At 64.8% G+C, this 11,940-nt stretch carries 9 protein-coding genes; 5 read left to right on the plus strand and 4 right to left on the minus strand.

Annotated elements, in window-relative coordinates; all coding sequences use genetic code 11:
- Positions 1 to 344: EamA family transporter (locus tag G3N97_RS30985; RefSeq protein WP_205996774.1), on the minus strand; the 344-nt coding region annotated here is incomplete at its 3' end.
- Between the two features lie 139 nt (positions 345 to 483).
- Here G3N97_RS30985 and G3N97_RS30990 point away from each other — a divergent pair.
- Positions 484 to 1,395, plus strand: coding sequence for a LysR family transcriptional regulator (locus tag G3N97_RS30990; protein WP_205996775.1), 912 nt, complete (start codon positions 484 to 486; stop codon positions 1,393 to 1,395).
- 20 nt (positions 1,396 to 1,415) lie between these two features.
- Here G3N97_RS30990 and G3N97_RS30995 read toward each other — a convergent pair whose 3' ends face one another.
- The 3 genes from G3N97_RS30995 to G3N97_RS31005 form a co-directional block, all read right to left on the minus strand.
- Positions 1,416 to 2,099: a PepSY-associated TM helix domain-containing protein gene (locus G3N97_RS30995; RefSeq protein WP_205996776.1), complete on the minus strand. Its 684-nt coding sequence runs from the start codon at positions 2,097 to 2,099 to the stop codon at positions 1,416 to 1,418.
- On the minus strand, positions 2,096 to 2,779 hold the full coding sequence (locus G3N97_RS31000) for a Fe2+-dependent dioxygenase (RefSeq protein WP_205996777.1): 684 nt from the start codon (positions 2,777 to 2,779) through the stop codon (positions 2,096 to 2,098). Before G3N97_RS31000 ends, G3N97_RS30995 begins: the two co-directional genes overlap by 4 nt.
- A 324-nt stretch (positions 2,780 to 3,103) precedes the next feature.
- Positions 3,104 to 5,299 carry a TonB-dependent siderophore receptor gene (locus G3N97_RS31005; RefSeq protein WP_205996778.1) on the minus strand — a complete coding sequence of 732 codons (2,196 nt, stop codon included), beginning with the start codon at positions 5,297 to 5,299 and terminating at the stop codon, positions 3,104 to 3,106.
- 962 nt (positions 5,300 to 6,261) lie between these two features.
- Between G3N97_RS31005 and G3N97_RS31010 the strand changes: the two genes are divergently transcribed.
- The 4 genes from G3N97_RS31010 to G3N97_RS31025 form a co-directional block, all read left to right on the plus strand.
- Positions 6,262 to 7,911, plus strand: a complete 1,650-nt coding sequence (locus G3N97_RS31010; RefSeq protein WP_205996779.1) for a PAS domain-containing methyl-accepting chemotaxis protein — start codon at positions 6,262 to 6,264, stop codon at positions 7,909 to 7,911.
- A gap of 595 nt (positions 7,912 to 8,506) precedes the next feature.
- Positions 8,507 to 8,752 carry a hypothetical protein gene (locus G3N97_RS31015; protein WP_065064376.1) on the plus strand — a complete coding sequence of 82 codons (246 nt, stop codon included), beginning with the start codon at positions 8,507 to 8,509 and terminating at the stop codon, positions 8,750 to 8,752.
- 356 nt (positions 8,753 to 9,108) lie between these two features.
- Positions 9,109 to 10,098 carry a DedA family protein/thiosulfate sulfurtransferase GlpE gene (locus tag G3N97_RS31020; protein WP_205996780.1) on the plus strand — a complete coding sequence of 330 codons (990 nt, stop codon included), beginning with the start codon at positions 9,109 to 9,111 and terminating at the stop codon, positions 10,096 to 10,098.
- A 111-nt stretch (positions 10,099 to 10,209) separates the two neighbouring features.
- Positions 10,210 to 11,940 (plus strand): FAD-dependent oxidoreductase (locus tag G3N97_RS31025; RefSeq protein WP_205996781.1); only part of this gene is annotated, 1,731 nt, incomplete at its 3' end.

Genomic DNA, 11,940 nt, shown 5'->3' on the forward strand with positions numbered 1-11,940 from the left:
TCCCATTCCGCGAGCGGCGTGAGCACCACGCACAGGCTGATGAGAAACGCCGCATTCGAGGCGCGCGTCAGCATCACGCCGAAGGTCTCGCACAGAAAAATCCCCAGCAGCAGCATGCCCGCGCACAGCACGCCGCCGAGCGCGCGGCTCGACGCCGTGCGCAGCGTCCGCAGCGCGGGCGAGAGCAGCACGAAGGTCAGGCCGAAGCGCAGCGCCAGCAGGCCCAGCACCGGATAGAACACGAGCGCGTCCTTCACCACGCCGTAACTCGTGCCCCAAACGAAGGCGACGGCGAGCAGGAGCCAGTCGGCGAGATGCATCGATGGGTGACGGGCGGCGGACATGGCGTGGACCTCTCTGGCGGGCGTTCGCAGCGGAAATCTGCGGAGAGCGCCTATTGTCCATCCTTGCATTCATCGCGATAATCGGGTCGTCGCGCACATCTTTTATGTCGCAAACGCACAAATCGCATCGTCCATTCCGATGAATCCGACCGCCCTTTTCGCGCTGCTGCCCGATCTCGCCGCCTTCGCGCGCGTGGTCGAAGCGGGCAATTTTTCGCTGGCCGCGCGCCAGCTCGGCAGCACGCCGTCGACGGTCAGCCGCCAGATCAAGCGGCTCGAAGAGGCGCTCGGCGCACGCCTGCTGGAACGCTCGACGCGCAAGGTGCGCGTGACCGAATCGGGCGAGGAGGTGTATCGGCACTGCCGCGACATGGTGAGCGCGGCTGCGGGCGCCGTCGACGCGGCGGGCCAGCTCGCGGCGAAACCGCAAGGACGCGTGAGCGTCAGCGCGCCCACGGCCTACGCGAAAACCGTGATTCATCCGCTGATTCCGGGCTTTTTGCGCGACTACGCCGACGTGGACGTGCAGCTCGTGTTCGCCGATCACGAAGTCGATCCGCTGCGCGACGGCCTCGATCTCGTGATCCGCCCGACGCGCACGCCGCCGCCGGGGCTCGCCGCGCGTCAGCTCGGCGAGGTGCGCTGGCTGCTGTGCGCGTCGCCCGCGTATCTGAATGCGCGCGGCACGCCGAAGACGCCGCGCGATCTGGCGCAGCACGACTGCCTGTGGCTGGGAGAAACCGCCGACGATCATCGCTGGCGCTTGCGTCAAGGCGCGCACACGCAGACCGTCGACGTGAAGGGACGCTATGTGGCGAACCACGCGGGCGCGCGGCTCGAAGCGGCGCTCGACGACTGGGGCATCGCCTGCCTGCCCGAGTTCACCGCCGCCGACGCATTGCGCGCCGGCGAGCTTGTACAAGTGCTGCCGCAGTGGACCTTCGAAGCGCGCGCCTACTCGGGCCCGGTCTGGCTGCTCTATCCGCCGAACCGGTTTTTACCGCCGAAAGTGCGCGCGTTCATCGACTATCTCGCGCGGCATCTGGGCTAGCCAGGATCAAACGGGCAAGATCAACCGAGGCCGACGCACACGCCCACGACGATCGAGCCGATCAGCAGCAGCGCGCCGATGGTCTTGCGCTTGTTCAGCTCGGTCCACAGCAGCACGCCCGTGAGCGACAGCAGAATGAGCGCGCCCGCGAAGGTGTCGATGAACAGCACCCAGCCGACGCTCATGCCCACGCCCTTGTGCAGATTCGTGATGGTCGCCATCAGCGAATTGTCGGTGCGCTTGAGCGTGACGAAATCGTTGCCCACCCAGTATTCGACGGCCACGGTTTCATGCGGCGCCGTGAACATCATCTGCCAGTGCTCGGGCTGCACGGTCTCGCGATCGCCCCAGGCCACCTTGTGCTCGGGTTCCTTCTGCACGCGGCCCATGCGCGGCGGCAGCTTGAGATCGGGCTGCGACTTGAGCCACTTCGCCATTTCGCGCGGCGTTTCCGGTGCGGGATCGGGCACGGGAAGCTGCATCGACGAAACCTGCGGCGCGCCCGGCGAAATGCGCAACGGCTCCATGCGGTGATTGAGCACGAAACCCGTCACGCCGAACAGCAAGCCGAGCGCCGCGCCCCACAAACCCACCCAGCCGTGCACCTTGCGCAGCCACTTGATGAAAGTGGCGCGGCGCGAACGTTTCGCACGTTCGGCGCGTTGGCTTTCGTCGATCAATACTGCCGATTCGGTAGAACTCACGTCTCACTCCAGATACGCAAAAGATTGTGGTAGCAACCCACGAGACTGCGCCGCGCCTGGGCGTCGGCGTCGCTCGCGTTCAAACGTTGGATGGCCGTATCCATGTCGAAGAGCAGCGCGCGTTTCGTGTCGTCGCGCACGAGGCTCTGCACCCAGGAGAAGCTGCCCACGCGCACGCCGCGCGTGACGGGCTTCACCTGATGCAGACTCGTGGCCGGATAGACGATCATGTCGCCCGCGGCCAGCTTCACTTCCTGCACGCCATAGGTGTCTTCGATCACGAGCTCGCCGCCGTCGTACTCTTCGGGCGCCGAAAGAAACAGCGTGGCCGAGACATCGGTGCGCAGCTTCAGGCCGTTGGGCAGCACGCGCACCGCACCGTCGACATGCGAGCCGAACGTCATGCCGCCTTCATAGCGATTGAAGAGCGGCGGATAAACCTGATTGGGCAACGCGGCGCTGATGAAGAGCGGATTGCGCTCGATGGCCGCCAGCACGACGTCGCCGAGTTCGCGCGCGATCGGCGTGTGTTCCGCGATCTGCTGATTGCGCTTGACGGGCGCGCCCTGCCAGCCGGCCGTTGCACGGCCATCGACCCAGGCATCGCCCGCATTGTCGAGCCGTTCGCGCAGCGCGCGGACCTGCTCGTGTGTCAGTACGTTGGGGATGTGAATCAGCATTATCGCTTCCTTCTTCGCTGCCTTACAGGTTGACTGCACGGCGCGCATGTTACGCCGTATTTCAGGCCTTGTTTCAGGCGTTATCCTGAACTTCGGGCCACGCTCACTTCGCTCACTTCGCACGCTTCGCACCGCATGCGCGCCGGACGCACCAAAGCCCGCATGATGATGCGGGCTTTGCGTGACATGCGCGTTGCCGCGCGCGCGTGTGCATCTAAACGTAGTCGAAGCGGCATCGAAACGTCGCCGAAGCAACGACGATTCGATGCGCGCGCACGCTTTTCCGTTCACACGACTGCGCGGCGACGCCGCTCGCCGAAGCGATCAGAGCCGGTAGTCGAACGTCGCGAGCACCGTGCGGCCGACGCCCGGCACCGAGCGTCCGCCATCCGACTGGATCAGCGCATCGTAGTAGAACTTGTTGGTGATGTTCAGCACGTTCAGACGCACGTCCCACTTCTTCGCATGGTATCCGGCCATCGCGTCCCAGCGCGTGTAGCCGCCCACTTCGACGTAATTCGTGTTGGCCGCATAACGCGAGGACATATAGGTCGGACCGCCGCCCACTTCCCAATGCGGCGTGAACGCATACGTGGTCCACAGCGTGAAGGTGTTGCGCGGCGTGTTCGCGGGCGTGTGGCCCTGCGTGCCGTCGGCGGCCTGCAGCACGACGCCGTCCATATAGGTGTAGCCTGCGAACACCTGCCACTTGTCGGTGATATGGCCGGTCGCGCCCGCCTGGAAACCGCGCACGCGAATATCGCCTTCGAGCGTGTATTCGCCCGTCGATGTCTGCGTGCGCGCGTTATCCATTTCCTGCTGGAAGAACGCCGACGTCACCGAAAGATTGTCGCCGAGCAGGTCCCACTTGCCGCCCACTTCATACGATTTGGTGTGCTCCGGCGCGAGATTCTGCGTGTTGTTCGTGACCGTGAGCGCTTCGAGCGACGGATCGAACGAGGTGCCGTACGAGAAGTAATACGACTGCCAGTCGGTCGGCTGATAGATCGCGCCCGCGCGCACGCTCGTGAACGTGTTGGTCTGATCCGCGTAACCCGGCGCGCTGATCGTATTCGCGATGTGCGCCTGGAAGCGATCCCAACGCACGCCGCCAATCAGTTTCCAGTGCTCGCCGATCGACATCGTTTCGTTGAAGTACGCCGCGAACGTGGTCGCGCCCGACTCCGCGTGATTGCCGATTGTCTGCGTGACGTTCGAAGGCGTCGGCACATAGACCGGATCGAGCAGCGACAGAATCGGCAGGTTGTTGCGCGTATAAGCCTGATTCGTATAGCTGTCGTGGCCGATCTCGATGCCCGCGAGCATCTCGTGCCGCAGCGGCCCCGTGTTGAACTTGTACGTGGCCATCGTATCGTTGTAGATCGAGTGATTCTCGATCACGCGATCGTGGCTCGCGAGCTTCACGTAGAGATCGGACAGCGGCAGCGTCGTGTAGTTGCCGTTCTTGAGCGCCGTGCTCGACGCGAGCGGCCCGGTCAGCACCGCGCCCGCCGCGGTCTCGCGCGCATCGGTGAGCGAGTGCGAGAACTGCGTCTGATTGCTGATCTTGAACTGATCGTTGAACTTGTGATCGACGCGCGCGGACACGGTCTGCACGTCCTGAATCGTGCGGTCGTCGGTGAGGCCGTAATACGTGCCCTTCGACGGCGCGAACGGATGACCGTTGATCGACTGCACGCCGTAATCGGGCTGATCGTAGTTGTGCTGGATGAGCGCCGAGAGCGTGACTTCCGTGGGCGTGCCGATGCCGAAGCGCAGCGTCGGCGCGAAGCCGTAGTCCTTGTTCTTCATCTGGTCGCGCGTGGAGCCGAGCGACTGGCCGAACGCGTTCAGGCGGAACGCCGCGTGGTCGCCGAGCGGACGGTCGACGTCGACGGTCGCGCGATAGCGGTCGCTGGTGCCGACCGTCGTCGAGACTTCGGTGATCGGCTTGAGACCGGCCTGCTTGCTCACCTGATTGATCACGCCGCCCGTCGAGCCGCGCCCGAACAACATCGACGAGGGACCGTACAGCACGTCGATGGATTCGAGGTCGAAGGTGTCGCGATAGTACTGATTGCGGTCGCGAAAGCCGTCGAGATAGATGTCGTTCTGAGCTGTGAAACCGCGCAGGTTGATGTTGTTGCCGATCTGGCCGCCTTCCGCGCCGCCGATGGTGATGCCGGGCGCGTTACGCAGCGCGTCCTGGAACGAGGTCGCGCCCTGCGACTGCAGCAGCGCCTTGTTGATCACCGTGACCGATTGCGGAATGTCGCGCAGCGCCGTGGGCGTCTTTGCGCCGACCGACGATTTTTCGGCCTGAAAATCCTGCGAGGGCGCGTCGGCGGACACCGAAACGGCGGGCAGCGTCGCGCCGTCCGATGTGGCGTTCTTGCTGGCGGGCGCGGCGGCGCTCACCGCCGAAGCGGCGACGGGCGCGCTCTGCGCGAACGCGGGCGAAGCGATAGGTACGGCAAAAGCCAGCGCGAGCGCACTCGCGAGCGGCGTCCTGTTCAACATGGGGGTCCCTGTGCGGCGAAAAACCCGTCGATGGAACGCGCGAAGGAGGCGCGATCGACGTGATTCAGGTGGCTGGCTGGCCGCCCCTTCATGCTGATGAAGGCTCGACGACAGGCTGGCTGGATTGGAATTAACAAGCCCGGATCGGCGGAGATCTGTGCGGGCGAATGAGAATCAGTATCATTCCAGATCTTTCCGTTTATTTCAAATAATTGATGCGTTTCAGCTACAACGTGTGGGGTTTTTGCCGATTTAGAGAAAATAATGAAAATGTAATTTTATGGATTGGGTTGTGTAATTTTTCGTTTATTGACGGGTATTTGTCTGATTTATGGGGGTGAGCCTGTTTTAATTCGACGTGTAGCGCTCGTCTAATTCCTTTGCATTCCTCTTTATTTTTCATTGAATTGAAGAACGTGATAAAGCGATTTTCTCGCACATGAAATTTACTTAGCGATCCGAATCATAAAGCCATTAAATAATCAGTTCGACAAGTCACTTGCCGCATCGCCATCGCGACGGACCTCGTTGCGTCACAGAGGATCGTTGACCGCCCCACTTCCCGCCTCAACCTTATCCACAGAAATTGTTCAAAGCCCTGTGCGTAACCTCGGGACATCGACGCTAACTGGCTGATGCGAATCGGATTCCACGCGGGACGCGCGCGATTGGCACCGAATCCGTCAACACACTCTGTCGCCGCGCGCATTTATCCACAGAAACCGTGAGCAACCCTGTGCATATCTCGCCGACATATTCGGCAGGTCATTGAACGCGCAGCGAATTTCTGGCGCGCCTGCACACCTGCCAGCCGATTGCCGCAGCGGCTTCGTCCACGCGCACGCGATGCGCCATGACTCGCGCAGTCAATCCCCTCGCCAAAAGCCCTAAAGAAATGAAGGGAAATGCCGTTATTCCCGGCATGTTGTTGGGTCTGCGTAGACCCCCCTGGAAGGAATCCCATGCGCAACAATCAACCTGTCACGCAGCAGGAGTTCGACTATCCTGCTTCGCAGATGCTTGTCTCGGCTACCGACCTCAAAGGCCGCATTCAGTATTGCAATCCCGCTTTCGTCGCCGTCTCGGGCTTTTCGAAAGATGAGCTGATCGGCAAGCCGCACAACATCATCCGCCATCCCGACATGCCGGCCGAAGCGTTCGCCGACCTGTGGGAAACCGTCAAAGCCGGCCGGCCGTGGACCGCGCTCGTCAAGAACCGCCGCAAGACCGGCGACCACTACTGGGTGCGCGCGAACGTGACGCCCGTGTCCGAGCAGGGCACCGTGGTCGGCTATCTGAGCGTGCGTGTGAAGCCCACGCGCGACGAAGTGCGCAGCGCCGAAGCGCTCTATGCGCAGATGCGCGAGGGCAATCTGCGCGGCGTGCGTCTGCTGCACGGCGAACTCGCGCGCACCGGCCTCATCGGCGCGCTGAAGTCGGTGATGCGTCTGCCGATCGCCACGCGTATCGCCATCGGTTACGCGCTCGTGCCCGCCGCGCTCGCAGCGGCAGGTTTCGCGGCGTATCAAGGTCTGCCGCCCACGCCGTTCTGGTGCGCGTTCGGCGCGGCCGCCGTGTGCAGCGTCGCGGCCTGGCGTCTCTCGACGCGCCATCTCGGCGAGCCGCTCGCGCAGATGTCGGCGGCTTCGACGCGCATGGCCGCGGGCGATCTCACCGCCACGCTCGCGATCGCGTCGAAGGACGATCTCGGCGACGTGCTGCAGGCGCTCAACCAGCTTCAGGCCAATCTCACGGCCATCGTCTGCGATGTGCGTTCGCAGATCGACGGCATGCTCGACGCCGCGCACGAAATCTCGACCGGCAATCTCGACCTGTCGCGCCGCACCGAACTGCAAGCGGCCTCGCTCGAAGAAACCGCCGCCACGATGGATCAGTTGACGACCACCGTGCAGGCCAACGCCGAAGCCAGCACGCGCGCGCTCGATCTCGCGCGCGAAGCGCAGGAAGCGGCCGCCGAGGGCGGTTCGATCGCGGGCCGCATGGAACGCACGATGTCGGGCATCACCGACGCCTCGAAGCGTATCGCCGACATCACCGGCGTGATCGACGGCATCGCGTTCCAGACCAACATCCTCGCGCTCAACGCGGCCGTCGAAGCGGCGCGCGCGGGCGAGGCGGGCCGCTCGTTCGCCGTCGTCGCGGGCGAGGTGCGCATGCTCGCGCAGCGTTGCGCGGCATCGGCGAAGGAAATCAAGCAGGTCGTCGATGCGAGCGTTCACGAGATCGCGCGCGGCACCGAGCTGGTCGGCCACACGACTTCGCAGATGCGCGCCATCGACGAAGCCGTGAGCCGCGTGCAGTCGATCATCGTCGAAGTCGCGAATGCGAGCGGCGAGCAGGCCGAGGGCATCCGCCAGGTCAACCAGGCCGTCGCGCATCTGGACAGCGCGACGCAGCAGAACGCCGCGCTCGTCGAGCAGGCCGCCGCCACCGCGCAGCGCCTCGCCGAACAGGCCGACGTGCTCGACGAAGCCGTGCGCCTCTTCACGGTCGCGGGCAGCCAGTCGACCTTGACCACCGCGGCGGCGCGCAACAACGCGCAGCGGCCGGCCCACGCCCGCATGCTGGAGGACGAAGCCGTCGAGGTGTGAGCGCGCAACGCGCGCCGTCCGTGGCGATGTCGCGCGACCTACGCGTACCGTAATTGCCGCGCACGGCTCGCGGATCACTCGCGAATCATTCAATACGCAAGCCCAGATTGTTCAGATAGATCGGCATTAGTCCCATCTCGACAGCGCATTCGCGACGCCTCACACTGAATTCGTCAGCGCTCACCCAGTGGGTGTCTGATCCGAGTAACAACGGCGTTTCAACGGCTCGCCCGGCCTCTACCGGGCGAGCCGTTTTTTCTTGCCCGCATGGCGGGGACGCTCGCGACCGGTAGAGCCGCATTGCGTCATAACCATGACAATGCGGCGCGCCGCAATACGTGCCGCATCCACCGTTGCAAGACGCGCAAAAATGCGTGAAAACCCGCGGAGTCGCGTTACACTCACCAGACGGCAGGGATGCGAGCGCGCTTGTGTGCGCCCGCGCTCACTCGGTCGAGACGCCGCGCGACCGAGACCGTACAATGATCTGGCCACGTATCTCACGTCGCCCACGTACCACGTAAATGGCTCGACCACAGCGGCTCGACCTCGGTTCGACCACAGTTCGACCACCCAACGCACGAGGACAACATCAATGCGCATGACCGGGTCTTCTGGAACCATGACCCTGCTCACCGAGCATGACGAAGCCACCGGACGCGAGCTGCGTTCGCTGCGCCTCGAATCGGCGGCCGACGGCAAGAGTCTTTTGCTGATCGAAGTCGACGAGCGCAAGGCGGGTATCCACCGCGAAGTGCGTTACGAGATCACGCCCGCGGAGCTGATCGCGGCCATCCGCGCGCAAGGCGCCGAGATACCCGGGGAATCGCATAACCGGTAAGCCGGAAAGTCGGTCCATTACGGGCGTTTCGCCCTCGCCCACCGCCGCGTTCGCGCGGCGCCGTGGGCACGACGCGCGTCGGGTTTCCGTCGCGCGTTTTCGTTTGGCGGGCCGAGGTTTGATCGACGTTTATGCCAATGTTTAAGCCGACGTTTATGCCGACGTTTTAGGCATCGTCTCGCGCGCACAACGCAGCATGCGTCGCGCCGCCGGTTAAACGCACCCGAACCGCATTCGGCGTATGCTTTGGCGCTCGCTTGCACGCCTTCAAAATGCGTCCATAATCGTTACGTTACCCTTCCCATTGCGCCGCTCCGGCCCCACCGGCGCGGCATCCAGGCGACGGAAGTAAGCCGATGCTACATGACCTGATCGCGCAGTACGGGCCTGCGCTCGTGTTTCTGAACGTGCTCGCCGGCTCGCTCGGCTTGCCCGTGCCCGCGATGCCCGCGCTCGTCCTGTTCGGCGCGATGGCCGCCATGCATCCCGGTTCGGTCGGCCAGCAGGTCGCGCCGGTGCTCGGCCTGTCGATCGTCGCCATGCTGATCGGTGACAGCGTCTGGTTCCTCGCCGGTCGTCTCTACGGTGGCAACACGCTCAAGACGCTCTGCAAGCTCTCGCTCTCGCGCGACACCTGCGTAAAAAAGACCGAACGCTTTTTTGGCCGCTGGGGCGTGCGCGTGCTCGCGATCGCCAAGTTCGTGCCGGGGCTGTCGCTCGTCTCGGTGCCGCTGGCCGGCGCGATGGGCACGCCCTATCGTCAGTTTCTGGGTTTCGACGGCATCGGCGCCGCGCTCTGGTCGGGCACCGGTCTGCTGATCGGCGTGCTGTTCGCGCCGCAGATCGACATGATGCTTGCCGGCGCGAGCCGCCTCGGCCGTTTCGCGGCGGTCGTCGTGCTCGTCCTGCTGCTGCTCTACGCGATGTACCGCTGGACGCGTCGCCGCCAGCTCATCAAGAAGCTCGCGAACGCGCGCATCACCGTGGACGACCTCTATCGCGCGATGGCGAACAAGCCGCCGCCCGTGGTGTTCGACATCCGCTCGGAGGAAAAGCGCAAGCTCGATCCGTTCATCATTCCGGGCGCGCTGTTCGCCGACGAGCGTCAGCTCGAAGAGATTCTGAGCCGGTATCCGCGCGAGCAGAAGCTCGTGATCTACTGCTCGTGCCCCAATGAAATTTCCGCGGCCTGGATGGCGAAGAAGCTCGTCGAGGCCGGTTTCATCGACGTAGTGCCGCTGCTCGGCGGCCTCGACGCCTGGCGCGACGCAGGCCGCACGCTCGAATCGCTGCCCATCGCGCCGCATCCCGAGGTTCCGGTCAGCATCACGCCGAAAGCGATCTGATTCACGCGATCCACGCGTTCTTTCCCGCGCGCATCCGGTCCGCTTTCTGTCTGCATCGTGTCCGTTTCGCGCGCGGCGCCGCGGCATCGCGCGCACGAGGAGAAACGCCTGATGGGCTCACTTGCCACCGAGCCGCCTCGCTACGAGGCTGCGCCGTCCACGCCTGAATCCGCCTCGCATTCCACGCTGTCCGACACCCAGCCGCAACCCGCCGAGGCGCCGTTCTCGACGCTCGCGACGCGGCGTCACCAGATGTTCCCCGAGCTGACCGAAGACGAAATCAAGCGCCTCTCGCGTTTCGGCGAGCAACGGCATTGGGAAGCGGGCGAGCTGCTGTTCCACACCGGCGACACCGGCCCCGGCATGTTCGTGCTGCTCTCGGGTTCGGTGAAGGTGTTCCAGCGCGACGGTCTGGGCCGCGAACGGCTGATCGTCGAGCATGGGCGCGGCCATTTTCTCGCCGAAGTCGGCCAGCTCTCGGGCGGCCCGGCGCTGGTGGACGGCATCGCGCTCGAACCCGTCGATGCGGTCCTGATTCCGCCCGAGCGCCTGCGCGCGGCCATCGTCGCCGAAGCCGAACTGGGCGAGCGCATCGTGCGCGCGCTGATCCTGCGCCGCGTCTCGCTGATCGAAAAGGGCGCGGGCGGCCCGATCCTCGTCGGCAAGCACGACGACCCCGCGATGCTCTCGCTGCAAGGCTTCCTCTCGCGCAACGGCCATCCGTATTCGGTGCTCGACGAGCGCGACGAAAGCAGCATGATCTGCGTGATCGAGCGCTTCGCGGCGCGCTGCGAAGACCTGCCGCTCGTGATCTGCCCCGACGGCTCGGTGCTGCGCCATCCGTCCGCGCCCGAACTCGCGACCTGCCTCGGCCTGCTGCCCGAACTGAACGGCGAACGCGTTTACGACGTGGCCGTGGTCGGCGCGGGTCCGGCGGGCCTCGCGACCGCCGTGTACGCCGCCTCCGAAGGTCTCTCGGTGATCGTGCTCGATTCGCGCGCGCCGGGCGGCCAGGCGGGCGCGAGTTCGCGCATCGAAAACTATCTGGGCTTTCCGACCGGCATTTCGGGCCAGGCGCTCGCGGGCCGCGCGTTCGTGCAGGCGCAGAAGTTCGGCGCACACGTGGCGATTCCGGTCAGCGTGAAAAAGCTCCATTGCGACGAGCAGCCGCGCCGCCTCGAAACCTGTAGCGGCGACGTGCGCGCGCGCAGCGTGGTGATCGCGAGCGGCGCGATCTACCGTCGCCCGACCATCGCCGGACTCGACCGCTACACCGGACGCGGCGTCTACTACTGGGCGTCGCCGGTCGAAGCGAAGCTCTGCAAGCACGAAAACGTCGTGCTGGTCGGCGGCGGCAATTCGGCGGGCCAGGCGATCGTCTATCTCTCCACGCACGCGCGCCAGATCGACGTATTGATCCGCAAGGCCGGTTTCGAATCGACGATGTCGCGCTATCTGATCGATCGCATCGCCTCGCTGCCGAACGTGAACGTGCATCCGCTCAGCGAGATCGGCGCGCTCGACGAGGACGAAGCCGGGCTCGCCGCGATCCGCCTGAAGACGCCGTGTCCGGAGGGCGTCGATCACTTCGACGCGCGCCATCTGTTCCTCTTCACGGGCGCCGATCCGAACACGAACTGGCTGCAGGATTGCGGCGTGGCGCTCGACGCCAACGGCTTCGTGCTGACCGGCGCGGGCGACGAATCGTGCAGCCTCGCGACCTCGGTCGAAGGCGTCTACGCGATCGGCGACGCGCGCGCGGGCTCGACCAAGCGCGTGGCCGCCGCCGTGGGCGAAGGCGCGGCCGTGGTCGCGCAGATCCACCAGATGCTGGGCGCCGCG

This window comes from Paraburkholderia sp. Ac-20347 (assembly GCF_017104805.1).
GTDB lineage: Bacteria > Pseudomonadota > Gammaproteobacteria > Burkholderiales > Burkholderiaceae > Paraburkholderia > Paraburkholderia tropica.

Bases quoted from the DNA above. Each gene is read 5' to 3' on its own strand.
- G3N97_RS30990 (WP_205996775.1), top strand. From the start codon at position 484: ATGAATCCGACCGCCCTTTTCGCGCTGCTGCCCGATCTCGCCGCCTTC.
- G3N97_RS31000 (WP_205996777.1), bottom strand. From the start codon at position 2,779: ATGCTGATTCACATCCCCAACGTACTGACACACGAGCAGGTCCGCGCG.
- G3N97_RS31005 (WP_205996778.1), bottom strand. From the start codon at position 5,299: ATGTTGAACAGGACGCCGCTCGCGAGTGCGCTCGCGCTGGCTTTTGCC.
- G3N97_RS31010 (WP_205996779.1), top strand. From the start codon at position 6,262: ATGCGCAACAATCAACCTGTCACGCAGCAGGAGTTCGACTATCCTGCT.
- G3N97_RS31015 (WP_065064376.1), top strand. From the start codon at position 8,507: ATGCGCATGACCGGGTCTTCTGGAACCATGACCCTGCTCACCGAGCAT.
- G3N97_RS31020 (WP_205996780.1), top strand. From the start codon at position 9,109: ATGCTACATGACCTGATCGCGCAGTACGGGCCTGCGCTCGTGTTTCTG.